25 protein-coding genes and 1 tRNA gene are annotated in these 25,409 nt (G+C 41.9%); 4 read left to right on the forward strand and 22 right to left on the reverse strand.

The genetic code is table 11. From position 1 onward, the window contains the following. Positions 1-154: 154 nt before the first annotated feature. The 9 genes from I2D69_RS15645 to I2D69_RS15685 form a co-directional block, all read right to left on the reverse strand. Complete coding sequence (locus I2D69_RS15645) at positions 155-577, reverse strand: flavodoxin (protein ID WP_173773072.1); 423 nt, start codon at positions 575-577, stop codon at positions 155-157. Positions 578-734: 157 nt separating this feature from the next. After that, a complete protein-coding gene (locus tag I2D69_RS15650; protein WP_195380205.1) occupies positions 735-1,286 on the reverse strand; it encodes a DUF3793 family protein in 552 nt (183 codons plus the stop codon). Positions 1,287-1,305: 19 nt separating this feature from the next. After that, entirely contained in the window at positions 1,306-1,593 is a 288-nt protein-coding gene (locus I2D69_RS15655) for a DUF2325 domain-containing protein (RefSeq protein WP_118581906.1), read from the reverse strand. A 465-nt stretch (positions 1,594-2,058) separates the two neighbouring features. Beyond that, positions 2,059-4,146, reverse strand: coding sequence for a heavy metal translocating P-type ATPase (locus tag I2D69_RS15660; RefSeq protein ID WP_243243840.1), 2,088 nt, complete (start codon positions 4,144-4,146; stop codon positions 2,059-2,061). Positions 4,147-4,350: 204 nt separating this feature from the next. Beyond that, positions 4,351-4,668 carry a DUF6110 family protein gene (locus I2D69_RS15665; protein WP_148461786.1) on the reverse strand — a complete coding sequence of 106 codons (318 nt, stop codon included), beginning with the start codon at positions 4,666-4,668 and terminating at the stop codon, positions 4,351-4,353. A 217-nt stretch (positions 4,669-4,885) separates the two neighbouring features. Beyond that, on the reverse strand, positions 4,886-5,359 hold the full coding sequence (locus I2D69_RS15670; RefSeq protein ID WP_148461787.1) for a transcriptional repressor: 474 nt from the start codon (positions 5,357-5,359) through the stop codon (positions 4,886-4,888). Between the two features lie 205 nt (positions 5,360-5,564). After that, positions 5,565-7,718 (reverse strand): ferrous iron transport protein B, encoded by a 2,154-nt coding sequence (gene feoB, locus I2D69_RS15675; protein WP_195380206.1) that lies wholly within the window; start codon positions 7,716-7,718, stop codon positions 5,565-5,567. 313 nt (positions 7,719-8,031) lie between these two features. After that, the gene (locus I2D69_RS15680) at positions 8,032-8,253 is read right to left on the reverse strand and encodes a FeoA family protein (protein WP_118581832.1); all 222 of its coding nucleotides are present in this window, start codon (positions 8,251-8,253) and stop codon (positions 8,032-8,034) included. A gap of 25 nt (positions 8,254-8,278) precedes the next feature. Next, positions 8,279-8,491 carry a FeoA family protein gene (locus tag I2D69_RS15685; protein ID WP_118581835.1) on the reverse strand — a complete coding sequence of 71 codons (213 nt, stop codon included), beginning with the start codon at positions 8,489-8,491 and terminating at the stop codon, positions 8,279-8,281. Between the two features lie 463 nt (positions 8,492-8,954). Between I2D69_RS15685 and I2D69_RS15690 the strand changes: the two genes are divergently transcribed. Continuing rightward, positions 8,955-9,839: an LD-carboxypeptidase gene (locus tag I2D69_RS15690; protein WP_195380207.1), complete on the forward strand. Its 885-nt coding sequence runs from the start codon at positions 8,955-8,957 to the stop codon at positions 9,837-9,839. Here the strand turns inward: I2D69_RS15690 and I2D69_RS15695 are convergent. The 3 genes from I2D69_RS15695 to I2D69_RS15705 all read right to left on the reverse strand — a co-directional run bounded on the left by I2D69_RS15695 (position 9,836) and on the right by I2D69_RS15705 (position 14,367). After that, entirely contained in the window at positions 9,836-11,008 is a 1,173-nt protein-coding gene (locus I2D69_RS15695; protein WP_148461790.1) for a malic enzyme-like NAD(P)-binding protein, read from the reverse strand. The two genes, I2D69_RS15690 and I2D69_RS15695, sit on opposite strands and share 4 nt — an antisense overlap. Before the next feature lie 315 nt (positions 11,009-11,323). Beyond that, positions 11,324-13,657: an ABC transporter permease gene (locus I2D69_RS15700; RefSeq protein ID WP_195380208.1), complete on the reverse strand. Its 2,334-nt coding sequence runs from the start codon at positions 13,655-13,657 to the stop codon at positions 11,324-11,326. A gap of 11 nt (positions 13,658-13,668) precedes the next feature. Then, on the reverse strand, positions 13,669-14,367 hold the full coding sequence (locus I2D69_RS15705) for an ABC transporter ATP-binding protein (RefSeq protein WP_195380209.1): 699 nt from the start codon (positions 14,365-14,367) through the stop codon (positions 13,669-13,671). A 346-nt stretch (positions 14,368-14,713) separates the two neighbouring features. On the opposite strand from I2D69_RS15705, the gene I2D69_RS15710 reads away from it, so the two are divergent. Next, complete coding sequence (locus tag I2D69_RS15710; RefSeq protein ID WP_195380210.1) at positions 14,714-16,621, forward strand: GGDEF domain-containing protein; 1,908 nt, start codon at positions 14,714-14,716, stop codon at positions 16,619-16,621. A 40-nt stretch (positions 16,622-16,661) separates the two neighbouring features. On the opposite strand, the gene asnB is transcribed toward I2D69_RS15710, so the two are convergent. The 8 genes from asnB to I2D69_RS15750 form a co-directional block, all read right to left on the reverse strand. After that, entirely contained in the window at positions 16,662-18,686 is a 2,025-nt protein-coding gene (gene asnB, locus I2D69_RS15715) for an asparagine synthase (glutamine-hydrolyzing) (protein ID WP_173716982.1), read from the reverse strand. Between the two features lie 373 nt (positions 18,687-19,059). Further along, the gene (locus I2D69_RS15720; protein WP_173734943.1) at positions 19,060-20,130 is read right to left on the reverse strand and encodes a DUF4179 domain-containing protein; all 1,071 of its coding nucleotides are present in this window, start codon (positions 20,128-20,130) and stop codon (positions 19,060-19,062) included. Continuing rightward, positions 20,117-20,683 carry an RNA polymerase sigma factor gene (locus I2D69_RS15725; protein ID WP_173734944.1) on the reverse strand — a complete coding sequence of 189 codons (567 nt, stop codon included), beginning with the start codon at positions 20,681-20,683 and terminating at the stop codon, positions 20,117-20,119. The genes I2D69_RS15720 and I2D69_RS15725 overlap by 14 nt, the downstream gene beginning before the upstream one ends. A gap of 70 nt (positions 20,684-20,753) precedes the next feature. Continuing rightward, the gene (locus I2D69_RS15730) at positions 20,754-21,059 is read right to left on the reverse strand and encodes a hypothetical protein (protein ID WP_148461797.1); all 306 of its coding nucleotides are present in this window, start codon (positions 21,057-21,059) and stop codon (positions 20,754-20,756) included. A 230-nt stretch (positions 21,060-21,289) separates the two neighbouring features. Beyond that, positions 21,290-21,547 carry a hypothetical protein gene (locus I2D69_RS15735; protein ID WP_148461798.1) on the reverse strand — a complete coding sequence of 86 codons (258 nt, stop codon included), beginning with the start codon at positions 21,545-21,547 and terminating at the stop codon, positions 21,290-21,292. Between the two features lie 21 nt (positions 21,548-21,568). After that, positions 21,569-22,246 carry a hypothetical protein gene (locus I2D69_RS15740; protein WP_173774123.1) on the reverse strand — a complete coding sequence of 226 codons (678 nt, stop codon included), beginning with the start codon at positions 22,244-22,246 and terminating at the stop codon, positions 21,569-21,571. 1 nt (position 22,247) lies between these two features. Further along, complete coding sequence (locus I2D69_RS15745; protein ID WP_148461800.1) at positions 22,248-22,649, reverse strand: ATPase; 402 nt, start codon at positions 22,647-22,649, stop codon at positions 22,248-22,250. Continuing rightward, complete coding sequence (locus tag I2D69_RS15750) at positions 22,639-23,091, reverse strand: DUF4869 domain-containing protein (protein ID WP_173716986.1); 453 nt, start codon at positions 23,089-23,091, stop codon at positions 22,639-22,641. Before I2D69_RS15750 ends, I2D69_RS15745 begins: the two co-directional genes overlap by 11 nt. A 349-nt stretch (positions 23,092-23,440) precedes the next feature. On the opposite strand from I2D69_RS15750, the gene I2D69_RS15755 reads away from it, so the two are divergent. Both I2D69_RS15755 and I2D69_RS15760 read left to right on the forward strand, forming a co-directional pair. Beyond that, on the forward strand, positions 23,441-23,824 hold the full coding sequence (locus I2D69_RS15755) for a GNAT family N-acetyltransferase (RefSeq protein WP_173774124.1): 384 nt from the start codon (positions 23,441-23,443) through the stop codon (positions 23,822-23,824). A gap of 122 nt (positions 23,825-23,946) precedes the next feature. Then, on the forward strand, positions 23,947-24,369 hold the full coding sequence (locus tag I2D69_RS15760) for a GNAT family N-acetyltransferase (protein WP_173774125.1): 423 nt from the start codon (positions 23,947-23,949) through the stop codon (positions 24,367-24,369). A 166-nt stretch (positions 24,370-24,535) separates the two neighbouring features. Here the strand turns inward: I2D69_RS15760 and I2D69_RS15765 are convergent. Both I2D69_RS15765 and I2D69_RS15770 read right to left on the reverse strand, forming a co-directional pair. Continuing rightward, positions 24,536-24,609, reverse strand: a tRNA-Arg gene (locus I2D69_RS15765). A 183-nt stretch (positions 24,610-24,792) separates the two neighbouring features. Next, positions 24,793-25,239 (reverse strand): hypothetical protein, encoded by a 447-nt coding sequence (locus I2D69_RS15770; RefSeq protein ID WP_173734946.1) that lies wholly within the window; start codon positions 25,237-25,239, stop codon positions 24,793-24,795. Between the last annotated feature and the right edge of the window lie 170 nt (positions 25,240-25,409).

Genomic DNA, 25,409 nt, shown 5'->3' on the forward strand with positions numbered 1-25,409 from the left:
TTGATTTTGGCATGAAAAATACCTCCAAAGTAACAGATTTTTATATTTAATCTGTCTACTTTAGAGGTATCATATCAATTTGCACTAATAGCGGCTGTAAATGTTATTATTGTTATAATAATCTATATTCTGTTTTTTTCAAAAACAGTTCCAATCAGCAGATAGCTTTTCCAAGCTCGATGCAGGCTGCCTGAGCCTCATCATCTGGCTCTTCGTTGCAGATCACACTGGCAACAGCAAGTGTTACGCCGTCGTTCTGGCATTTTTCTTCCCAGCTGCGCATCCAGTCGCCATCTCCCCATCCATAGGAACCGAAAAGAGCTACTTTTTTGCCTGCAAGCTTTGACTCACATGCCTCGAATACCGGCTGGAACACAGTATCCTCAAGCTCCTCATCTCCCATTGCAGGGCATCCAAAAGCTACGCCGTCAAAACTGCTGATGTCTGTTCCCTCAAAATCATCTGCACTGATCACTTCTACTTCAGCTCCTGCAGCTTTTGCGCCTTCCGCTACTTTATTTGCCATTTCCTCTGTATTACCAGTTCCGCTCCAATATACAACTGCTACTTTACTCATAACTTCACTTAACCTCTTTCTTTTATAATTTTATTGCCGGTCTGCGAGATCATTTATGTTTGTTTCCTCCACATCCGGCACTTTAGTAACGAAAATCAGCTTTTCCGCGACTCTTATCGCTTTTTAGCTATCACCCATAAGGGACTTTCATTGTATGTTAAGCAGCCACTGTCAGCTGCAGAACACTCCTGCCTTTTGCCCATAAATTCCGATAAACTTCACGGCATTTATGGTATTTCTGAAACATTTTCAATGCTTCACATTCATTACAATATACTTTCCAGCAGCCGGAACATTTATAATTCTGTCCGCCATTCTGGATAAAACCGATTACGTCTCCAAGTGGATAATCAAGAAAAATCCCAATCTCATGTGGAAAATCCTCTGATGCCTCAAATCGCTTCTTCAGTAACGCCAGGCACTGTTCCGGTTCTGTATTTTCATATCCATATTTTTCCAGAAACCGGGCAACTCCAGGACGATTCAGATTCCGTGCCAGCTGTTTTTCCCGGTATACATAAACCAGAGAACGGTTTCCACGGCTGCGCAGTGCCAGCAGCTTCACGCCCTTTGGATTCATCAGCTGATTCCACCAGGAAATCTGAAGGTCTATATTTTCTCCCTCTTCGCAACAGGCATTGAAAAGATTGGCTGCTTTTAATGAAGCAAGGGTGGGAGCACAGTGCTCAATGAGACATTTCTCGATCATGATAAACTCCTTATCTTTTTTATGCCATCACTGCATGCTCATCCAACGCACACTTTAAAGCGCTTGCGCTGCTGGTATGAATGCGTGCTACCGGAATGTTGTTTTTCTTTGCTTCCTGGGATGCACTGATGACCATTTTATGGGACACTGTATTGGTAAAAAGCACCATCAGATCCGGGCATCCGATTTTTTTACGGATGGCGCCGTTCTCTTTTGGAAAAACCTTCGCCTTATATCCATAGTCTTTGCAGATATCGGTATACTGACATACCATTCTCTCATTTCCGCCGATAATTACAATACTCATGTAAATTGTCCTTTCCGGGTTTCCTGAAGCTTCTGAAAATGAAGAAAACTCCCTGCTTCCATGCAATGTTTTCTCCTTATTTTCGTTAGTCTATTCTAACCCTTTGTTGAAAAAATTAGAAGCTTTTCGTTTACTGTTTACAACCTTCCCAGTAACGCCTGCACTTCTGAAATATGTTTTAGTTGTTGCAGTCCTTTGCATTTTATGTAAAAGGTACTGATTATATATTTTTTTATAGTTCTACGCTTTGGTTAGCTTATGCTAACTTTTATGATGTTAGTTTACACTAATTCTTTATTTCTGTCAAGTACTAAGCAAAAAAAAGAGAGCTAATGAAAAACAGTCTCATTAACTCTCTGATTATATTCAGAAGTTCCACTATTACCGCAGAGCGTGTTTGAAAAATCATTCCCACAATCAGAACCCGATTTTTTTTACAATGCCCGCAATGCGCGACACATCTGTTCAGATTTCCTCAGTGCCCACCAGATTCTTCATACTGTTCATACCGATCAGCAGTGTGGAAGTATTGTGAAGCAGCGCGGAGGTAGTTGGCTGCAGGATTCCGGCAACTCCCAGCAGGATCAAGCCAGTGTTAAATCCTACGATTGTTCTGTAATTATTGTGGATACGCTTCATCAGCGCGTCACTGATATGCTTCAGAATTACAATACCTTCCAGATTATCCGCACCGATAGTGATGTCTGCGATCTCTCTTGCAATTTCGGCGCCTTCACTTACTGCAATACCTGCGTCAGCTGCAGAAAGTGCCGGAGAATCGTTAATTCCATCACCAAGCATGACAACCTTGCGTCCTTTTGCTTTCTCTTTTTCCACGAAGCTTGCTTTATCTTCAGGAAGAACCTCGGAATAATATTCGTCAACGCCAACCTTGGCTGCAACTGCTTTGGCTGTACGCTCACTATCTCCGGTCATCATAACCACCTTACTAAATCCGGCTTTCTTCAGTGCTTTTACAACTGCAGGAGCTTCCTCACGGAGAGGATCCTCAATACAGATAACAGCTGCAAGACTGCCTTCAATTGCAAGATACAGATGGGAATACTCATTTGGAAGATTTTTAAACTTCTCTTCCATGCCTTCCGGAATGGTGCATTTCTCATCCTCGAATACAAAATGGGAGCTTCCGATGATTGCTTTTTTCCCTTCAATGGTTGTAGAAATACCATGAGCTACAATATATTCTACCTTGGAATGCATTTCCTCATGATCCAGTTTTCTCTTCTTCGCTGCGTCAACAACAGCTTTCGCCATGGAATGAGGAAAATGCTCTTCCAGACAAGCTGCGATTCTTAGCAATTCATTTTCGTTCTGTCCGTTAAATGGGACAACCTTAGCTACTGTAGGTTCTGCCTTGGTAAGAGTACCAGTCTTGTCAAATACGATCGTATCGGCATCCGCAACTGCCTCCAGGAATTTACCGCCCTTCACAGTGATTTTGTATTCTCCTGCCTCCCGGATAGCGGAAAGTACGGAAACCGGCATTGCCAGCTTCAGGGCACAGGAGAAATCAACCATCAATACGGAGACAGCCTTGGTTACATTTCTGGTAAGCAGATAAGTAAGTGCAGTACCGCCAAGTGTGTATGGAACCAGTCTGTCCGCCAGGTGCTCGGCCTTGCTCTCAAGACCGGATTTCAGTTTCTCAGTATCCTCAATCATGGCTGCGATTTTCTCATAACGGCTGGAACCACCAACTGCTTTTACAGTAATGACAGCCTCGCCCTCTTCCACAACCGTACCTGCGTATACAGAATTTCCTTCCACTTTTCTTACAGGAACAGATTCACCAGTCAGGGAAGCCTGGTTTACCATAGCCTCGCCCTCTGCGATCAAACCGTCAAATGGGATCACGTTTCCCATATGTACCACAACCAGGTCACCAGCCTGAATCTTGTCTGCGTCCACCAGCACCTCTGTTCCTTCACTGCGAAGCCATACCTTACCAGTGTTCAGAGACATGGTACGTGCCAGATCATCCACAGATTTCTTGTGGGTCCACTCCTCTAGCAATTCTCCGATTCCAAGCAGGAACATAACAGAACCGGCTGTGGAGAAGTCGCCGCGGAAAATAGAAACACCGATTGCAGTTGCATCCAGAACCGGAACCTCGATCTTACGCTTCCAGAGTGTCTTAACCCCCAGCCAGATGTATTTCACAGACATTGCAGTGGTATAGATTGCAGACAATGGATATGGCAAAAGCAGCTTACGTCCGTAATGGAAAATAACTTTATTTACCAGCTTCTCCTTATAAGTCTCGTTTAATTCTCTTCCGGAATTCTCCAGCACCTGGGCAGGCACGCTGACACGGCTGTAACCAAATGCCTGAATTGCCTTTAACAGTTCATTTCGCTCTCCAGTGTAATAGATAAGAGCATCACTGGTACGGTTAAAAACCTGAGCCTTCTTTACTCCATCCAGATTTTCCAGGTAATACTGAAGGGTATCTGCCTGGGTAAAATTCATATATTTCTGAAAAAGATGGACTCTGATACGTCCTTTTTTCTCATGTTTAACTGTAAATTTCAACTTGTTCACCTACTTTTTCTTCAAAGCAAAAGTTGCTGTTCATTACGTTCACCACAATCACTTCGCGCTACACTCTTCGCGTTTTCAGTAAAATTTGTTCACCCAAAATATCCGGCAGAACTTTTCGAACGAACAGCAACGATTAAGAGGACTGTCGCAAAAACGGCAGTCCCCAATATGTTTGCAATGTATTTCACTGCCATCTTACTCAGCAGTTTCCTCTGTCTCAGCTTCTTCAGTTTCTTTAAACTCAGTCTCGCTCTCAGCTACCTCATCCTCAAACGGCTCCTCAGCTGCTTTTCTGTCCTCATTGATCTGCTGTGCATCTGCATAGATATCACCTGCATTTTCCTGAACAGTTGTAACCGTCTTCATTACACAGTCCTTTGCTCTTAAAACAGCTGCTGTGCACTCTGTGTAAACTTTTTTCGCATCTTTACTGGAAAGAAACTTGATACCTGCAGTTCCGAATAAAACACCTGCTGCAAAAAGTCCTGTCTTGTCCCATTTAAAACTTGCCATGATTAAATTCCTCCTTATAGTGAAACATTATTGTTGTTAATTGTTTTTCAATATTTTGGTATTATATATCAGTTTTTCTGAAATTCCCAGTGCTATTTTGCTTATCGAGAAATATTCTCATTATCTCCCTGTTTTAGAGCGTGTTTGAAAAAAAATCTAGTTTTCTTCCCCAGATAACTGCTATTTTTATATGCCTTCATTCTGTCACTGCCAGATTTCAAGCCCTGCACTTTGACATGGTCATCTCAATACTTTCAATATCCTGATCTCCGATATAGCCCATATTTTTCAATCCAGCTCTTACAACCTGTTTCCAGACTTCAGAAGGCAGCTTACAGACAGTATCATCGCTGAGTCTTACAGTGCAGCCATTTTCCTGGCAGCATGCTTCACAGCTGGAAATCCGGTACATGTTCTTGCGGCTGATGGCGCCGATTTTTTCCAGCATATTTACCATGCGGTAAATTGTGGCCGGTCCAATATTTCGATCTTTCTCCTGCACCTTGTAATAAATTTCCTTGCAGCAGGAACACTCCTCCTCCAGAATAATATCCAGGATCAGCTGGCGCTGTCTGGTGATCCTGCAGCCCTGTTCGCGTAATCGTTCAAAAATCATATCTTTCTGCATTTGTGTGCGCTGATATGCTTCCTGATTTTCATATGCTTTTTCTTCAACTGCATTTTTCATCATTTTCATCGCCATCCTTTTTGATTTCTGTGTGATTTTATGCCAGGAGCTGGAATTTCTATATAAAGAGAAATCATAACGGTTCGCGCCTTCACTGCTGCAGAACATCTCTTTTCCAAACCGAAATACTATTGTGATTTCCCCTTATATAAAAATTCCAGCCTGTATCTCTTTAAGGGATACAGGCTGAATTATTTAAGAACTTTGCTTAAGCAATACTCTTTGTATTAACTTTTAAGCTGTTGCTCTCTTTATATGGTCTGAACAGCAAGTACAGGAATGCTGCAACCAGAACAAATGCTACAACAGTTCCGATTCCAAATCCGCCGCCTGTAAGCAGTGTACCAATCTGATAAATGCAAAGTGAAACTACATAAGCAAGACCACACTGATAACCGATTGCAAACCAGAACCATTTTGCGTTGTTCATCTCTCTCTTGATTGCACCCATAGCCGCGAAGCACGGAGCGCAAAGAAGATTGAATACCAGGAATCCGTAAGCTGCAATTGGAGTCATAACCTGTGCAAGATTTCCCCAGATCTCAGCTCCATCCTCTGCAACCTCTGCAAATCCGAAGAGCATACCAAATGTAGCAACAACGTTCTCTTTTGCAATAAGACCTGTTACGGCTGCAACTGCCATCTTCCAGCCCTCTCCTGCTTTTGTCCATCCAAGAGGAGCAAAAATCCAGGCGATAGCAGAACCAATCTTGGCAAGAATACTGTTGTTCAGTTCTTCTACCATTCCGAAGGAACCGCCTTCCCAGCCGAATCCCATGAGGAACCAGAGAACGATTGTGGAAAGAAGAATGATGGTACCAGCTTTCTTGATGAAAGACCAGCCTCTCTCCCACATGCTTCTCAGAATATTGCCGACTGTCGGCCAGTGATATGCCGGAAGCTCCATAACGAATGGTGCCGGCTCGCCAGCGAACATTTTTGTTTTCTTAAGGATGATACCGGAGCAGATGATTGCTGCGATACCAACAAAGTAACAGCTTGTCGCAACCCATCCGCTGTTGTTAAAGAATGCACCTGCAATCATTGCAATGATCGGGAGCTTCGCACCACAAGGAACAAATGTTGTGGTCATAATTGTCATTTTACGGTCACGGTCGTTCTCGATTGTACGGGAAGCCATAACTCCAGGAACACCACATCCGGAACCGATCAACATTGGGATGAAGGATTTTCCGGAAAGACCGAATTTACGGAAGATTCTGTCCATGATGAATGCAACACGAGCCATGTAACCGCAGGACTCAAGGAATGCAAGGAACAGGAACAGAACCAGCATCTGCGGTACGAAACCAAGTACAGCGCCAACACCGGCAACAATACCGTCAAGGATCAGTCCCTGCAGCCATGCAGCGCAATTTACAGCTTCCAGAGCAGACTCAACTGCCGGAGGAATAATCTCACCGAAGAGTACATCATTTGTCCAATCTGTTACAATAGTTCCAACAGTGGTTACAGACACATAATAAACAACCCACATTACAACTGCGAAGATCGGAAGCGCCAGCCATCTGTTGGTTACGATTCTGTCGATCTTATCGGAGGTTGTAAGCTTCTTTCCTGTAGAGGATTTTGTATAGCACTGTCCAATAATGGAAGAGATGTATACATAACGCTCGTTTGTGATAATACTCTCTGTATCATCATCGAATTTATCTTCCAGAGCCTTTACTTCGTAAGACACATCCGGAACGCTCTTCATCTGCTCTACGATCTTGTCATCTTTCTCGATAAGCTTGATTGCAAAGAAACGTTTCTGAGCCTCTGCAACAGTTCCTGTCAGCTTATTCTCAACAGATTTGATCGCATCCTCAACATCCTGTGCAAATTCGTGAACCGGAATTGTTTTCTTTTTGCTCTGTGCTGCGCTGATTGCTTTCTCAGCAGCTTTCATGATTCCGGTTCCCTTAAGAGCGGAAATCTCAACTACTTCACAGCCAAGTTTTTTGCTTAATTTATCAATATGTATCTTGTTTCCGGATTTCTGAACAAGATCCATCATGTTAATAGCCATAACCACCGGAATACCAAGCTCCATGATCTGTGTGGACAGATACAGGTTACGTTCAAGGTTTGTACCATCTACGATGTTGATGATCGCATCTGGCATTTCATTGATCAGGTAATTTCTGGCAACCACTTCCTCAAGTGTGTATGGGGAAAGGGAATAAATACCAGGAAGGTCCATGATGGTTACATCCTTATGACCTTTCAGTTTACCTTCTTTTTTCTCTACTGTTACACCGGGCCAGTTACCAACGAACTGGTTAGAGCCGGTCAGTGCATTGAATAATGTGGTCTTGCCGCAGTTAGGGTTACCTGCAAGTGCAATCTTAATCGACATTTTCATGCCTCCTCTTTCTTTCCAGATTTTCTTTTTCCGGGCTTATTATATACAGCTTCTGCTGATTTTAGTTGCCCTGTGCTGCCGATTGTTTTAATCAGCTTTCGTTTGTTAGCTTTTCAACCTTATATTAGGTTTCGCTAACCCACAAGGTAAAAAAAATTGCCCATTCTATTCCAGAACATGCAATTTCATGCTGTGCTGATTTTACCACTGTTCATATGACAACATTTGTAAAATGTTTTTCAAAAATATGTGACCAGTAACTTTTCCCTTATGTACACACAGCAAAGTACTATATCCTGTACAGTACTTATTCTACCTCTATCATTTCTGCATCGACTTTTCTCAGAGACAGTTCATAATCTCTCACGGTTACCTCAATAGGATCTCCAAGCGGTGCAACTTTACGTACATAGATCTGTACCCCTTTGGTGATTCCCATATCCATGATACGTCTCTTTACTGGTCCTTCGCCGTGCAGTCTCTTCACTGTGACAGTCTGACCTACGCCAACTTGCCGTAATGTTTTCATAATACTTGCTCCTTTTTTCTGGATTTCAGACCATGATCCGATTCGCCATATCCTTGCCAATGGCAACTCTGGAATCTTTCACATTCACGATCATGTTACCGCTGATCTCACTTACAACGGTTACTGTAGCTCCCTGTACAAACCCAAGATTTTCAAGGAATTTACGGGTTTCTTCTTTACCGCCGACTTTTTTAATCACCTGCGGCTCTCCTTCGTTTACCATTGATAACGGCATCATATCATCCTTCCTTTTTTGTGCTTTAGAAACATCTATTCATTATTATGTTTTGCTTACGTTGATTAGTATATTCTAATTTATATAAGCTGTCAATAATTTATTTGCACTTTTTTCTCATTTTTTTTCACTGCAATTTCGTAAATTTTGACCAGTGCTTTTTGAAAATGTTTCGGGATTCCAGAGTGTGTTAAAAAAAATCTCTACAAAATATACCGCAAAGTGGGGCGTACAGATTGCGAAACGTTACCAGTGAACATCAACTACGGGAATGCTTTTTCAAACACGCTCCAGGATGAATGGTGGATTTATGAGGAATTATTGTTTATAATGTAAAAGAAGATAAAAAGTGTTGAATGAGCGTATTTTTATTCTTCATACATTGTTTTAGATAGTAAAATCTGTGAAAAAGTTACATGTATAAAAAAATCACATGCACTTTATTGAAAAGAAAGGATTACTTTTTATGAAACAGGGAAGCAAAATCGGGATTGTCTGTTGTTCCAACGGACTTAGGCCAGAACAGGCCGAAACAATAAAAATGTTGGTGCAGATTCTGGAAAAATCCGGACTAGAAGTAGATCTTAGCCCTTATCTTTATGGAGATGAAAACGGACAGGCTGGAACTGCCAAGGAGCGTGCCGGGGCTCTTATGAAATTTTATGAGGATGATTCTGTCACGGATATTTTTGACGTATCTGGCGGGGATATGGCCAACGAGATTTTATCCTATCTGGATTTTCAGACCATTGCTTACGAAAAAAAGCATTTTTGGGGATATAGTGATCTGACAACAATTATAAATGCCATTTATGCCCGAACAGGGAAATCATCTGTCCTGTACCAGATACGAAATCTCACCTACGATCACAGCCAGTCCCAGATAACGGACTGGCTTAGTACTGCGTTGGCAGATGCCTCTTCTCTTTATGACTTTCCTTATGAATTTGTGCGGGGGACTCATATGGAAGGAATTGTGGTAGGGGGAAATATACGTTGCCTTTTGAAGCTGGCAGGTACGCCTTACTGGCCGGATATGCGGGAGAAAATCCTACTTCTGGAATCCTTTGGAGGAAAACTGCCGCAGATGGTGACTTATTTAAGCCAGCTGAGCCAGATGGGTGTTTTTAAGAAGGTGAATGGGATTCTGTTAGGAACATTTACGAAAATGGAGGCGGATAACTGTCAACCAGATATGGCAAAACTGATTCTTGAATTCGCAGAAAAAAAGACACCCGTTGCGAAAACACCTTTGATCGGGCATGGAACGGATTCAAAGGCAATTCGCATCGGGCATCGTTTAAAGTTATTCTCCGCAGAAGAAAACAAACGGATATATAAAGAATTTTAGATCCTGGCCACTCCGCTCTTAATGGCAGCTTCAGCAGTAGCCTTCGCAACCGCATCTTTCACTCTTGAATCAAATGCTGCCGGCAGAATATAATCAGCGCAGAGTTCTTCGTCGCTTACCAGGCCTGCAATGGCGTAAGCTGCGGCAATCTTCATTTCATCGTTGATGTCGGATGCACGGACATCAAGGGCACCGCGGAAGATTCCCGGGAAGCAGAGAACATTGTTCACCTGGTTCGGGTAGTCGGAACGACCTGTGGATACTACTGCTGCTCCTGCTGCCTTCGCTTCATCCGGGAAAATCTCAGGAGTCGGGTTTGCGCAGGCAAAGATGATCGGATCTTTCGCCATAGTGCGAACCATATCCGGAGTAAGGGTTCCAGGTGCGGAAACACCGATAAAGACGTCAGCGCCTTTGATCACTTCACTCAAGGAGCCCTTCTCATGATTGGCGTTTGTGATCTTCGCCATCTCTTCCTTAATTGGGTTCAGACCCTCACGGCCTTCGTAAATTGCACCTTTACGATCTGTCATAATAACATTCTTAAGTCCCATGGAAATAAGAAGTTTGATAATCGCGATTCCGGCAGCTCCTGCTCCGGAAGTAACGATCTTAATGTCTTCGATTTTCTTGCCAACAACCTTCAGCGCATTGATCACACCTGCAAGCGTAATAACTGCAGTACCATGCTGGTCGTCATGGAAAATCGGAATATCACAGCACTCTTTCAGCTTCTTCTCAATCTCAAAGCATCTCGGTGCGGAAATATCCTCCAGGTTTACACCGCCGAAGCTTCCAGCCAGAAGGCGAACGGTCTGCACGATCTCATCTACGTCCTTGCTTCGAACACAAAGTGGAATAGCATCTACATCACCAAACTCTTTGAACAGAACGCATTTGCCCTCCATAACCGGCATACCAGCCTCTGGACCGATATCTCCAAGACCAAGAACTGCGGTACCATCTGTTACAACAGCAACGGTATTCCAACGTCTGGTGAGTTCATAACTTTTATTAATATCTTTCTGAATCTCAAGGCAAGGCTGTGCAACACCAGGGGTGTAAGCAAGGCTTAAAGCATCCTTGGAATCAACCTTTGCTCTTGAAACAACTTCAATTTTACCTTTTAACTCATAGTGCATCTTTAAGGATTCTTTTGCGTAATCCATGTTCGTATCTCCTCTTCTGAAAAAATGTGTGGGCACCTGCTCTCATTATTATACGCAGCAAGTCCCGCTCGGATACAAAATATCCACTTTGGGCTACAAGGGAAAGTATATACGAAACTTTGTCAAATCACAACATGAAAATATGAATAAATCTCTCAATAAACAAAACACCGTTCCAACCTGGCTGCTACTATTAACCCGAACCCTCAAAACGTATTGCCGAAAATAAAATGCTCAGCATAAATCAGGGCAAACTCCCGAAGAAATAGAAGTCTGCCCCAATATCCTCCAATATTCTATTTTCTTATAATTCTCTTACTCCACATTCTTCAGCGCCACATCCATTGGAATCTTCTTGATCCTTCTAAATTGCAACAAGGCTACCAGCACATACGCTCCCATTCCCATCGCAAACATCTCCGGATAAACCGCTGGTTTCAGATATAAGGTCAGCCAACCTGAGAAGGATGACATCAGATATCCGTAAATTCCATATATCGTCCAGGTAGACAGCAGCAGGCTAAGTAAAATGGACAAGATCACCACCCACGTAGCGGATGTAAGATACAGGCTGTTGATCTCCCGGTTCTCATACCCCAAAATCTTTACCATAGAAATGGCATTGGCATTTTTCTCAATGATCAGCTTGGTAAGCAGATAGATCAGGAGGGCAAACAGCACAACTGCAAATATATTGATCAGCTGGAACATTTCTCCCATAGACACATCCAGCTGACGGCTGACCTTTGTCAGATCGTCCTCCGTAATTGTTGTTGCGATCAGATCCTCATCCAGATCTGTGATCTTTTCCCGGGAAAAATAACCGTTAAAGTAATCTTCCTTTTCCCCAAAGGTTTTCCTGTAGGAGGAAATCGGCATAAATACCGTCAAAGATGCCGGATAATCGTAGATTCCCTGCACTGTAAACTCATAAGTCTCACTTCCGTAAGCTTCCTTCAGAACAATGGTATCTCCGGTCTTTATCTTATACTTTTCTGCATAACCGTCAGAAATCAGAACTCCATCAGTTGGAAGTTCCGCGCTTACATACGCACTGTCGTCCGCGATTCCATAGACCGTTATGGTCTCTCCTTCCTGATCTGGCAATACATTTTTCATGGAATTCAGGCAGAATTTTTCTGCTGACTTCTCATTTGTTTTCAAAGATGGAGTAAGAAATTTCTGCAACATTCCCATAACCGTATATTTCTCATCTTCATCTGGCTCCTCCGGTACATTCAGCACATACTGGTACGGCGCGATCATGTTCTTCAAAATTTCTTCCTGATAATGATCCAGAAGCGGCTTCATCATCATTCCAAAAAGCAGCAGTACATTTGCAAAAAAGATTCCAATAAACAAAGTCAGATAACTGGACTTATTCTGCAGGATAATACGAAGCCGGAAGCGGTTGAAAAACTTAAAGTCCGGAAGACGCACAGCTTTTTTCCGTTTGGAAGCAGACAGATCATGACGCAGGAATTTCAAAGGAGAAAGACGCAGTTTCCCTGAAATCAGAATCAAATTGATTCCCAGCATGATCACTACCGGAACCACTGTGGTCAATATAAATGCATCTGCATTCCAGCGTGTTTCATAGGTCGGCAGGCTGTAACTGCCATAATACATACCTGCACAAAGATTTTTAAAGGAGGTGTAGCCCAGCACGTTTCCAAGAACAGAAGCAACCACAGTTACGATCACCGGCATGGAAATATAGTGGACCAGAAGTTCTCTTCTGGAATATCCGGAAGCACGCAGAGTCCCGATCACAGAAGCTTCTTTTGTAATGGTATTATTTGTTGTAACTGCAAACACAAAAGCAATGATGACGATCAGAATATACAGCAGCACCTCCATCATAGCCTTATCACCGCCCATATCTTCACCGGTAAAAGTGATGGCCTGATTGGAATAGGCCGGGATAAAACCTGTCACATTTCCATATTTGACCAGAACCTCCAGAAAATCCTCTGACATGTTTTTCGCTTCAATATCATCCTTTGGTGCAGTCTCATACTGCCAGGAATAGCGGTACTCCAGATGGGTTGTTCCAAAAGCATCCGCACCTTTCTCGGTCATAATACCCACGCCAAATTTTACAGCATCAAACATCATATCGCTGTTATCGGAAAATAAACAACTGTAGTCAGGTAATGCCACCAGTCCGGTAACTGTCAGTTCTTCTCCTGCGATTTTCAGCTTGTCACCAACCTTCAGCTTGTTATTATCTGCATACATCCGGTCAATGGCAATCTCGTTCTTTGCAGCTGGCATTCCCCCTGACATCAGGCACACAAGATTCATATCGGTACGCTCCTGATAGATACGCATGGTTTCCTCTTCGTTTCCGTCCAGATCCGCATCTGTGGCCTCATCCCGATAAAAATTTTCGCAGATTCGTACTTTTCCATTTTTTTCAATTTTCTTTAAATCGCTTTCGCTGGCTTTCGAAGAAAGGGTAAAGTTGCCATGCTCAATGTTATATTTTTCGAAACCTTCGTCATAAGCAGCCAGCATACTGTCATCAGCCACAAGAAAGCCCGAGACAAAGCCTATGGTCAGTGTCATAAACAGAAAGATCACAATATATTTTCCGAAATCACTTTTCAATTCTCTTGGAAGACGTTTCCACAATGGATTCTTCATAGCGCACCGCCTTACCAGTCCAGATCGTCGGCTGCGACTTTGGACTCATTGAGATAGTTTTTGCGGATCTGACCGTCACGAAGCTTCACTATGCGGTCTGCCATATTCTTAATGGCATCGTTGTGGGTAACCATGATGATGGTATTTCCGTACTTCTGGTTGACCTGCTCGATCAGACGCAGAATTTCCTTGGATGTGTTGTAATCCAGTGCACCTGTAGGCTCGTCGCAGAGAAGAATGTCCGGATTTTTTACAATAGCACGACCAATGGCCGTTCTCTGCTGCTGACCGCCGGAAAGCTGGTTAGGCAGCTTATGTCTGTGCTCATAAAGCCCCAGTGTATGAAGCAGCTCGTCAATATCCAGTGCCTTATCGCTGAGATATGCGCCCACCTCAATATTTTCCTTTACGTTTAAATTTGGGATCAGATTATACATCTGAAAAACATATCCCAGATGCTTCCGGCGGTAAAGAGTCAGCGCTTTCTCCTTCATATCTCCTGTTTTTTCCCCATCTATGGAAATATAGCCCTCATCTGGCTCATCAATTCCACCGATAATATTCAAAAGTGTGGATTTTCCAGAACCAGACGGTCCAAGAAGCACGCAGAATTCCCCTTTTTCCACAGAAAAATCAATTCCCCGAAGAACCTCTGTCCTGCTGTCTCCGGAACCAAAGCCTTTCTTCAAATCTTTAATTTCAAGAAACATCTCTTTTCCTCCCTGTAAACTGTTATCGTTCATGGACATTTTCCATAAAAAACAATTGCAAGCATTCACCATTCCGTCTTTTGTTAGTTTATGCTAACTTATATTTATCATACCTCTTTTATCCGGTTATGAAAAGGAGGGGAATTGAGAATAATTCTCAACATCTGCATTTTCGCTTTTTCGAAAATTATTTTATTAAAAATCACCTTTACCAAATTTTTCTTCTTAATTTTTTACATATTTTTTCACAGAAAATGTGGCATTTCCATAAAAAATTCGATATAATATTCACAATGTTTATAGTTTTTCACAACATTGTGAAATCTGTTATTCGGGAGATTTTTGCATGAAAAAAATAGCACTTATTACAGATGGCTGGGGACGTTATGTAACCTATACCTGGATTCAGGGATATCGAAATTACATGGCTGCCCACCAGTCAGATATGGATTTATATATTTTTCAGAGCTTTGGGAATTTCAGTATGGATGAGAAGCATAATGCAGGAGAATATAACATTGCACGGCTTCCGGATTTTTCAGAATTTGACGGCATCCTTCTGGATCTTGCCACCGTGTCCCAGCCAGACCTGATTGCAGAGATAATTGAACGCGCGAAGCTCAGCAGCATCCCAGCAATTTCTCTTCTTGAGCAGATTCCAGGACTGTACCATTCCGGAATTGACAACTACGAAGCCATTAGCCGGATTGTTGAGCACCTGATCACAGAGCATGGATGCCGTACCTTAAATTTCATCGGCGGGCCAGAATTTAACAGGGAAAATCAGCTCCGTTTCAAAGCTTACAGGGATGCCCTTCTTCGCCATGGGATTCCTTTCGAGGAGCAGCGCGTGATCCATCATAATTATGAAATTGAAACCGGAATCCAGGCATTTTCCACATTTAAAGAGAAAAACCTGCTTCCAGATGCCTTTGTCTGTGTCAACGACAATACAGCTGTAGGCGTCTGTCTGGCCGCCAAGGAAGCCAGATATTCTATTCCCGGGGATTTTCTGGTAACCGGTTTTGACAACGAAGACAAAGCTTCCTATTATGAGCCCAGAATTACCACGGTAGGCTTCTCCAAAGCCGATATCATGGAAAATGCCCTTTTAATGCTGGAAAAAATCTGGAATGGAAATGCAGAGGAAACTTATATATACGCACCTTTCACCTACGTTTTTCAGGAAAGCTGCGGTTGCGTTTCCCAGAATCCACCTGACCGTGGAGAGTATGTAATCAAGCGCATCGTTGCAGAAGCACGTCAGAGCGATATGCAAAACTGGATGATGGATCTGAACCGTGTTCTCCTGGACTGTGCAGGATACACAGAGCTTGCAGGACGTATGCAGAACTGGCTGACAAAGCATGGTTGCGGAAATATTTATCTGTTTTTGAACCCGGATATCTTTATGAGCGAAAATATGGATACACTGCCTGAGCTTCCGGAGGATACTTATCAGACAGAAGGATACCCTAAGGAGATGGCACTGGTTTACCCGCCCCTGGATGGTACGAACCGGCTTCACCTTAATCTGAAAGAAATTCTTTTACTTCCACAGGCAGAAGCAACCAGAGGACAAAATATTTACCAGTTCTGTCCTCTGCATTTTCGTGAACGGGAGATTGGCTTTCTGATCATCACCAATTGTGATTATCTTCTGGAGCATCAGTTCCTGTTCGAAACCTTAAATGCACTCCAGACTTCCATGGAAGCTCTGTATGCAAGACTTACCCTGCGTAAAATGAATAAACAGCTTTCTCAGCTTTACATCCACGATTCTCTCACCGGACTCTACAACCGGATGGCTTACGAGAAGCTTGCCATGCCTCTTTTCCATCAGTGCATGCAGGAAAATCAGCCAGTTGGAATCATGTTTGTGGATGCAGATCACCTGAAATATATCAATGACACCTTTGGGCATGATATGGGAAATCTTGCTATCAGCAGCATTGCTTCCGTCCTGCGGCAGCACTGTCCGGCAGAGTCCGTTTCCATACGCTATGGAGGAGATGAATTCGTATGCGTGATTCCTGATTATAATAAACAGAAAATACAGGAGCTGGCTCATACCCTTCTGGATTCTCTGGAAGTGTTTTCTGCCAATAGCCGTATGGGCTTCCCCATTGAGGCAAGCATCGGATGGGTAATTGCCGATGATCCGGATCTGCCCTTGAATGATTATATCAATCTGGCAGATGAGAAAATGTATTCTGTGAAAAAGTCCAGAAAAGCAGAGCGGAAGGATTTCTAAACGGACAGGGGACCTCTGGCGACATCACCATATAGGAAAGTCAGTTACTTTGCAGCTGACGTTCAGAACTTTCCTTGTAAAAAAATGTATGATGCCAGATCAGGAAAGCAAGAACTGTCCAGATCTTGCGGCTGTTGTCCTTTTTCCCTTCTTTATGTTCTCTCAGAAGCTGGAGCAATTTTTCTGTATGGAAAAATTCTTCAGCTTCTTTTGATGTGAACAATTCTTTCACCATCTGATACCAGTCGTCCTGGCGCAGCCACACACGGATGGGGATTGGAAATCCCAGCTTCTTCCTTCCGTCAGTATCCTGAGGGATATACTTCGAGACCGCCTTTCGGAAAATATCCTTCGTTGTACCATCAGCAATCTTAGCTTCCTTAGGCAGCCCAGCTGCAAGCGTCCATACATCCTTGTCCAGAAACGGCACCCGCACTTCCAGGGAATGAGCCATACTCATCTTGTCCGCTTTCTGGAGGATATCGCCGGGAAGCCAGTAATTGAGGTCTACGGACTGCATTTTCTCCATATCCTGAAGGTGAGATTTCCCCAATCCATCCCTTCCACTTTTCTTTTCTATACGGCACACTTTATGTGTGTGCTTAGTTCTGTCTGTCTTTTCAAGGAAACGGTCATTTTCAATTTCTTTATAAAACGGCTTCAGGAATTCCTGGGTTGTCTGCCCTGTCACGCCTCCTTTTAAAATCTGATTTTTCTCTTTTTCACCATAAATATATGCATTTCCGATAAATCGTTCTTCTACTTTCTTTCCTGCGCGTATCAGGAAGTCCCTGCCTTTCACATCTGGCAGTTTCGCTGCCAGCCGGCCCACAGCCCTTCTGATTCCAAATGGGATCCAGCCAACCATTTTCAGAGCTTCCGGCTCCCGGTAAATGTTATATCCACCGAAAAGCTCATCCGCGCCCTCGCCGGAAAGCACTACTTTCACATGCTTCGCAGCTTCCTGTGCCAGAAAATAAAGGGCAACTGCGGATGCATCTCCTGAAGGTTCATCCATATGGTACATGACGTCTGGAAGGGAATTCCAGAATTCTTCTTTGGAAATGATTTTTACATGGTGCCTAAGGCCTGCTGCTTTCGCAACCTGGGCAGCTTTTTCCACCTCATTGTAGCGATTGCCTTCGTCAAAGCCTACAGTAAAGGCCTGGTCTGCTCCGGAAGCTGCTGCCAAATAGCCAGAATCCACACCGCCGGACAGAAATGCGCCAACCTCCACATCGCTTAACATGTGGTGCTTTACGGAATCGTCCAGGATGGTTTCAAGCCTGGCCTGAAGCGGCTGCATGTCTGGATTGTTTTCTTTTAACTCATTGACATTTTCATCCCTGCGAGTCCCAACATTTGAATTCTCTTGACTTTCTTCCCATTGACCGAGTGTAAGTCTGGCTTTAAAATACGATTTTATTTCATATTTTCCATCTCTATAAATAAGCACATGCCCCGGCATCAGCTTATAAATTCCTTTAAAAAAGGTCTCTTCCAGTGCTGAATATTGAAAGGACAGATACTGCTCCAACGCCAGTCTGTTCACTTCTCTCTTATACCCTGGAAACGCCAGAATGCTCTTGATCTCAGATGCAAATACGAAATGCCCGTCGATCTGCGCATAATACACCGGCTTGATTCCAAAGAAGTCCCTTGCCAGCATCAAAGTCTGCTCCTTCTCATTCCACACAGCAAATCCGAACATTCCCCGCAGCTTGTCCAAGGCCTTTTCCCCGTACTTCTGAATGGTATTCACCAGCACTTCCGTATCTGAATGGGTGCGAAAAGAAATGCCAGCTGCCTCTAATTCGGCCCGCAGTTCTTTATAATCATAAATCTCTCCGTTAAAAACAATCTGCAGATTCCCATCTGCACTTTCCATTGGCTGCTGTCCATCCTCCAGGTCAATAATACTGAGCCTTCTAAACCCAAGGGTAATCTCGCCACCACAAAAAGAGCCTTCACTGTCTGGCCCTCTATGTTCAATGGATTTCATCATTCTCTCGATCACAGCCTTCTGGTCATTCCTGTGACCGGTAAATCCACAGATACCGCACATATCTTCCTCCGTGTTTAACCGCCGCGTACTTCTGCCACGGCATTATATTTTTCTTTTCCCTTTACGCTTCCTCTTCCCCTTGAGTATGCAAATGGCACAGAATGTACCTTGAAGTGAACTTTAGAATCAAAGTTTGAGATATTATAACATAAACCAAAACTGTCCATGTATTTACAATTTTCTCATACCAGCCTACAATACCCGAATTCAAGTGAAATCTACCGCAAAGTGGCATGTAAATTACAAAATGATTTTTGGTATAAAATCGCCCCTGCGGAAAAAACGGAACCACTGATTTCTCAATGCTTCCGCTTTTTCCGCAGGCGGTCAATACAGAGGTTTCTTGTGATTCGTCCGCAAAAATGTGCCCAATTTACTTTTGTAAATCAACCGTAATACTCTCACCTACCGGAACCGCCAGATCTTCCGGTGCCTGGTTTTCGCCATATACGGTTCCGATTTCTTCTATATATGCATCTTCCGATTCCTTCTGTTCGTAGGAAACGATTTCTCCTGCAGTTCCTGAAAAATGATAAAGCTGCAAAGTTAATTGTTTTGCATGATTTGGAATTTCAAGATTTTCTAATTCAAAGATCAAATTCGGTTTTTCATAGGAAGTGAGATCAAAAACATATTCATTTCCTAAGTCGTCTTTCCCTCGAATCCAGAATTCATCATCTTCTGCCATATCAGAAAATGATCCTGAAATAGTACACCCGAAGATATTATATTTCATTTCTGAAAGCAAAAACGTCTGATTTTTCTCAATTGGTATGGAGGTTTGAATGTCAATCTCCTTTGTATCCGCTTCCAAAACTTCTGGATCTGCTGTAAATGAAAATTCATACGCATCCTTCTCTTCAACCTGCCCATTTTCATTTTGAAACGTTCCTATTTCAATTTCAAATTTCTGGGAACGATCAGCTTTACTTCGATTAAACTTCGCTACAAAGTATTTAGAAGCTGTTTTTTCTGATCCTGTGCTGTTATTAAGCGCATATTGCCTTTCTAACGCTAATGCCTCCCCATCAACGGCTGCCTGGACACTGTTCATGGAAATATCATTTTCGTCATTTTCGTCTGTCAGAGAATATGCAACCCAGAGACTTTTTTCATCCGCAGCAACCTCCTCCAAAGAAACCGCAATCCCATTTTTTTCAATTGTCTTTTGGATTGCTTTCACATATTCATCTGTGCCCTTCTCAATTCCTAAAATCCGCCCAATAAGGGAGGTCATTTTATACCAGGCTGCTTCCACCTTTTTCTGATGAATAAGACCAACGCCAATGACTGCCACTAATAGGATGCAGGCGGCCACCCCCCTTATGTAATGCTGGACTATTACGATTTTATTTTCTTTCCATGGTTTAGCCGCCTGATAGATGTATTTCTCATCGATCTCCTCAAACGCAGTTAAAAATTCCCACCCTTTACTCTCCTTCATAGCCAGCCTCCTTTAACAAACCATAAAGTTTTTTCCTACTGCGAGCCAAAATTGACTTGATCTTGCTTTCCCCACAGGCATGTCGGTCCGCTATCTTTTTTATAGGATCCATATACCAATAACGCCTTATAAAGATATCCCGGTCACGTTCGGAAAGCTTCCCTAAAAAGAAGTCAAACAACTTTACAAGTTCCTTCTTTTTCAGGTAGTCCTCAATGTCAGAAGAAATTGCATTTCCAATCTTTTCCACCTCTCCTGCAATATCCTCCATATGGGAATCCACTCGTTTCTGCGCATTTCTTTTGCGATAGCGGTCTATCGCTGTATTTCTTGTTATTTTAGAAACAAAGGAAGAAAAAACAGATGGTCTCCTGGGCGGAATGTTATTCCATGTAAAAAGCCATGTATCATTTACACACTCCTCGGAGTCTTCCCTGTTATACAAAATATTCTGTGCAATCCTATAACACATATTCTGATATTTGTTTTTTGTCTCTATAATTGCATTTTCATCTCTGGCAAAATACAAGTTAATGATCTGTGAATCATCCATCCTGTGCCCTCCTTTCTTTTTCACTTTATATCACGTATTTTATTACAATTGGTCGCAAAAAGAGAATTTTTTATTTTCCTTCCTGATCCAATACCTCTGTCACATAGCTGCCTTGTCCATCTACGGCAATTACTCGTTCTTTACCGTCTTCAGTTTCAATAATCTGCCCTATTGATACTTGATCCTGCGGTCCCTCAATACTCAAATCGTGATTTTCCTTAAATGTACCTAATGGATATGGATACATTACCCGTTCTCCCTTTGCATTGAAAAATTCATGCAATTCAACTCCAGAACTGGCAGCTACTGAAACTGCACCAATCAGCATGCTTACTGATACTCCAATCAATAACAGTTTTCGTTTCATCATATTCATCCTACCTCATCTCCATAATTTTTTCAGCTATAAGCTGTAAACAATATTTTCCAGTTTTCTCTTTTGTAGTTACTTCATTCCTTTTTCACTATATATCACGTAAAATTTTTGCGTCCGTTGCATACCCTGAAAATTATATAAAATTTATTTCTATTTTTGCTGCATAAAAAAGACACCAAATCCTTTTTGAACATTCTCTAAGGTTTTGGTGTCTTATAAAAAGTATAATATTATTTCTGAAGCACAAAACGTGCCTGCTCCAGATTTTTCTTATCCACAAGGATTTCATACTGCTTGGCCTGCTCCGCTGGATTTCCTGCACTTCCCACACGTCCCCTGAGCGTTCCGCTGCCTGTCCATTCTCCCAGCTGGTCTTTTACTTTGTACTTATACTTAATGTTTTCTCTATCCAAAACATCTCGGATCTCATTAAATCTTTTCAAGTCTGTACCAATCCATAGGCTTTCTGAATTAAATGCTGTGAACATTCGCTTCTCCCCCTTTCCATTTCACCTAATTAATTCGTTCAATAATTTTTGAATTTCTTCTGAACAAATCAACATTCTCATTTTCTCATTACCATCCTCAGTCTCAGGTTTACCGCAACGAAGATTATTCGGATGTTCTGATATACAGCAATTTTTATACCAGCATTCCCCCATGAGTGCCCCTTTAACAGACCACTTCTCATTTTGCGTAAACTCACCTACCAGTGATTTCATTACCCGCTCTGTAGAATATCTCTTAAAGCCAGCCAGATACTGCAGCGTCTTTTCATCATCAATCTTGCTCAAATTGATTCTATGATCCTCAATTGCCGACAAAACAGCTTCACGAATCCTGATTTTATCCTTCTTTCCAGAACCAGTCCATGGAACCAGATAATCAAATGCGAGAATCAAATATTCAAAACAGATCATATCCAGAATTATTATTCTTCCATTTGATTTTTCTGCTATGGATTTCAACAAACGATATTTATTACGGATATCCTGATTATCAACTACATAATCAAATTCAATATAATACTTATCTTCCTCTTCTGGTCTTAAATCTGATACTGCATTCAGAATGCCCTGATTACTTTCCTTGCTTTCAACTACAAGAGCATTTTCAAAGAAAAGTTGATTAACCAATTTCCAGAAATGAAGTCCTGCGCCGGTATCCTCAGTCCATAAGTATTTCATATCACAGTTCCTCTTCCAGCGTTATCCGATTTCCCTCAACCTTCAAAATCTTGAAACTCTTATCTGATACATTAAGACCATCACAATTTCTTGAAAACAGCATATATTGATTTGAAAATTCAAAATTGATAAATCTTCGGATTTCATCATTAAGCAAAATATCTGCATTGTCAATTACAATAAAATTACCACGGCACTGTTTAAGCGTCTCCAAAAGATTATCCGATTTATAATTAAATAATTTAATTCTTTTATACTCATCAGTAAACCTTAAATCTTCCAGCATTTCATAGAGAACTGTTTTGCCGGTTCCACTATCTCCACCAACAAGAGTAATTCTGTCATCAAATACTAAATCATAGGAAAAAGGAGCCGCTTTAAACGTAATATTTTTATAAATCATCAGTTTCTCTCCTTTCATACTCCCTGCTCCACCAAGCATTATACCCTTTACTGCCAGTTACTACATCCGAATCATTGAATCTGAACTTTGCACTATCCGGAATATCAGCCAGTGATGGTCTGGACATATAAATTTTTATGTTGTCCATTGCAAAAATGATTTTAAGGACATTCGGCCCGCATTCTTCTACACAGACCACTTTATCTGGATGTTTTACAATATTGAGCAACGTCTTACATCCAGAAGATAAATTACGAATGGTACCCAATCCATACTTTGTTTCGATGTGCTTATCTGAAGTTAGTTTGGCATCATCCACTTGCTGAATAAGTTCTTTCTCATTTTGGGTCATTTCTTCATTTCCGGTATTCAAATTAAAATATAAATCATTTTGAATGATCCAATCTTTTGACTCTTTTTTTTCTGTATATATATCAATCATTCAGCGTCACTCCTTTGATGGAATTACTGTACCATAGTTATAATATTATTTAAAATTCCAAAATAGTTCCTTTTGTCAGTTTTATTATATCATCATCCCAGTTGGTTTGAAAAGCAATTTTTGTTAGGATTGTTCTTTTATAGAATCATTAATATAAATTCCTGATTGCCAAAATACAAGCTATCGCCTATACTTCTTTTATAAAGAAATAATTGGTATCAACACTGCAATCAGTGTATGAATACAAAATACGCTTACGAAAGGGGGACTTTTTTATGAAAATGAATCGTGTGTGGAGGGTTCACACTTCCTAAGCCTAACCCTCCGAATAAATTCTGGAGGAAATAAAATGGAAAATCGAATTACTGTCCGTGAAGCAATCACAGAAATCGAAATCGCTGCTTTCTGGGAGCAACTTTACAATTACTACAAACGTGATATTTTTCCTGATTCTGTAGACGGAGAGCAAAATCATTTCCTCGGGGTCGAATATCGACAACATATGGAGATAATTCACAAAAGGCCACAAGATCGTTGCTACTACCTGCTTTTTTATCAGAATGAACAAAATGTAGGTTTTGCAATGCCTGTGATTTACACAAGCGAAGATGGAAAATGTTTTATTATGGACTTTTGCGTTTACCCTGAATTCCGTGGAAATGGTATGGGAAAAGAATGTGCCAGAGCACTTCTGAAATGGGCTGAAAAAAAGGGGCATTTTATGCAGAGCTGAACTATAGCGACAACGTTCGCCGAAAACATTTCTGGCAAAGCATTGGGTTTGTCCAAAATGGTTCTGACCAGTGGGGTGATCCCCTAATGCTCTTTCCCCCAAAGGAGAGAGCCCCAATCTCAGTGGAAATCCTCACTGATTCTGAAGACTGGCAGCTTCAAAAACTGGAAAATGGTTTTCGAGCTGAAGTCGGAGTTCCTGCTTTAACGGAAGAAATGTACAGCAAGCTTACTGCCGCAATACAAAACGGTGAAACCACATTTTTCCTTGCCAAACGTGGCTACCGGGCTGTTGGGATGTGCAGTATAACAAGATATTTCTCTTCTTCCATCTGTTCTGAAGCAGGAATCTTGTCCGACCTCTATGTGGAGCCGGTATTTCGTAAAAAAGGAATTGCGCAAATGCTATGCATAGCAGCAATGGATTTCTGTAAGGAAAACAATATTGTAAATCCATCTGTTTTTTGCAGTTCCAAGGAAGAAAAATTATTTCAAAATCTTAATTTTAACAATACTTTGGATATCCTATTAATACATTCAAATTAAGTCACATTTTAGGGCGCTATATCACCTTTGGATATAGCGCCCAATTCTATTATATCATCCTTCAAATTTTGTCAAAAATGACTTATCACCACAAAATGGCTCTTTCAAAAAGATATAAAAAACCGGAAACCCTTGATTTCTCTAGGTTTCCGGTTCTTCTTAAATACGTGTGTTAGAGGATTCGAACCCCCGGCCTTTTGGTCCGTAGCCAAACGCTCTATCCAGCTGAGCTAAACACACATTTATTACTTGTGAAGTATTTGTCCCTCACAACAATGGATATTCTACACGATACCTGTGGTTTTGTCAACACCTTTTTGAAATTTTTTTTAAATATTTTTTGTAGGTATTTTTTGCACGATTGGTACTATTTTAAAAACTCTATCAGAGCTCTCTAACTTCTTCCAGCATGACGGTGCCTCCCTATCTCCTGGCTTTCTTCGCCTGCCAGTTCAGCACTGCGCCAATCATATAAATAGCCGGGAACATCAGCATTCGGATCACGGAAGCCGGATCGAAATCCCCGAAGATCATAGTAACAATCACTTCTGCCACAACCTCTGCAATAAGAAGGCCTCCCATTCCCACACAAAGGCCTGCATTCTCCACCTTACCAGCCTGTTTCACTCCAACCACGCCAGCTGCCAGGTAGATCACTCCTGCCACCAGAACCATCACATTGCTTGCCACCAGCTGGCTGTAAGTCATACCGTTCTGATTCAGATATTCTACAACTGCGCTGTCACTGCTACCCTTCATAACCAGGGAAAGATTGTTTCCACTTCCAAATGCCAGCAGAACGCCAAGAAAAAGCAGGAGCATTCCTCCCACCTTCAGGATGGTCTCTCCCGGTGCCTGTTTTTTCAACATAATCCAACTCTCCTCATTTAATAGAATTTTCAAAAACACATTTCAAAAGGATCTAACATTTTTTCTATAAAAATTACGGACAGACATATAAAGTCTGCCCGATAATTTTTATAATTTACACAATCAACAAGCCAAAGTCCATGCTTGCATGAAACCTTAGCGACTGCTGC

The organism is Ruminococcus sp. D54t1_190329_F1 (assembly GCF_015551645.1).
Taxonomy (GTDB): Bacteria; Bacillota; Clostridia; order Lachnospirales; family Lachnospiraceae; genus Blautia_A; species Blautia_A faecis.

Excerpts from the sequence above, each read along its gene's own strand:
- I2D69_RS15645 (WP_173773072.1), bottom strand. The coding sequence starts at position 577 with ATGAGTAAAGTAGCAGTTGTATATTGGAGCGGAACTGGTAATACAGAG.
- I2D69_RS15650 (WP_195380205.1), bottom strand. The coding sequence starts at position 1,286 with ATGATCGAGAAATGTCTCATTGAGCACTGTGCTCCCACCCTTGCTTCA.
- I2D69_RS15655 (WP_118581906.1), bottom strand. The coding sequence starts at position 1,593 with ATGAGTATTGTAATTATCGGCGGAAATGAGAGAATGGTATGTCAGTAT.
- I2D69_RS15665 (WP_148461786.1), bottom strand. The coding sequence starts at position 4,668 with ATGGCAAGTTTTAAATGGGACAAGACAGGACTTTTTGCAGCAGGTGTT.
- I2D69_RS15670 (WP_148461787.1), bottom strand. The coding sequence starts at position 5,359 with ATGATGAAAAATGCAGTTGAAGAAAAAGCATATGAAAATCAGGAAGCA.
- feoB (WP_195380206.1), bottom strand. The coding sequence starts at position 7,718 with ATGTCGATTAAGATTGCACTTGCAGGTAACCCTAACTGCGGCAAGACC.
- I2D69_RS15680 (WP_118581832.1), bottom strand. The coding sequence starts at position 8,253 with ATGAAAACATTACGGCAAGTTGGCGTAGGTCAGACTGTCACAGTGAAG.
- I2D69_RS15685 (WP_118581835.1), bottom strand. The coding sequence starts at position 8,491 with ATGATGCCGTTATCAATGGTAAACGAAGGAGAGCCGCAGGTGATTAAA.
- I2D69_RS15690 (WP_195380207.1), top strand. The coding sequence starts at position 8,955 with ATGAAACAGGGAAGCAAAATCGGGATTGTCTGTTGTTCCAACGGACTT.
- I2D69_RS15695 (WP_148461790.1), bottom strand. The coding sequence starts at position 11,008 with ATGGATTACGCAAAAGAATCCTTAAAGATGCACTATGAGTTAAAAGGT.
- I2D69_RS15700 (WP_195380208.1), bottom strand. The coding sequence starts at position 13,657 with ATGAAGAATCCATTGTGGAAACGTCTTCCAAGAGAATTGAAAAGTGAT.
- I2D69_RS15705 (WP_195380209.1), bottom strand. The coding sequence starts at position 14,367 with ATGTTTCTTGAAATTAAAGATTTGAAGAAAGGCTTTGGTTCCGGAGAC.
- I2D69_RS15710 (WP_195380210.1), top strand. The coding sequence starts at position 14,714 with ATGAAAAAAATAGCACTTATTACAGATGGCTGGGGACGTTATGTAACC.
- asnB (WP_173716982.1), bottom strand. The coding sequence starts at position 18,686 with ATGTGCGGTATCTGTGGATTTACCGGTCACAGGAATGACCAGAAGGCT.
- I2D69_RS15720 (WP_173734943.1), bottom strand. The coding sequence starts at position 20,130 with ATGAAGGAGAGTAAAGGGTGGGAATTTTTAACTGCGTTTGAGGAGATC.
- I2D69_RS15725 (WP_173734944.1), bottom strand. The coding sequence starts at position 20,683 with ATGGATGATTCACAGATCATTAACTTGTATTTTGCCAGAGATGAAAAT.
- I2D69_RS15730 (WP_148461797.1), bottom strand. The coding sequence starts at position 21,059 with ATGAATATGATGAAACGAAAACTGTTATTGATTGGAGTATCAGTAAGC.
- I2D69_RS15735 (WP_148461798.1), bottom strand. The coding sequence starts at position 21,547 with ATGTTCACAGCATTTAATTCAGAAAGCCTATGGATTGGTACAGACTTG.
- I2D69_RS15740 (WP_173774123.1), bottom strand. The coding sequence starts at position 22,246 with ATGAAATACTTATGGACTGAGGATACCGGCGCAGGACTTCATTTCTGG.
- I2D69_RS15745 (WP_148461800.1), bottom strand. The coding sequence starts at position 22,649 with ATGATTTATAAAAATATTACGTTTAAAGCGGCTCCTTTTTCCTATGAT.
- I2D69_RS15750 (WP_173716986.1), bottom strand. The coding sequence starts at position 23,091 with ATGATTGATATATATACAGAAAAAAAAGAGTCAAAAGATTGGATCATT.
- I2D69_RS15755 (WP_173774124.1), top strand. The coding sequence starts at position 23,441 with ATGGAAAATCGAATTACTGTCCGTGAAGCAATCACAGAAATCGAAATC.
- I2D69_RS15770 (WP_173734946.1), bottom strand. The coding sequence starts at position 25,239 with ATGTTGAAAAAACAGGCACCGGGAGAGACCATCCTGAAGGTGGGAGGA.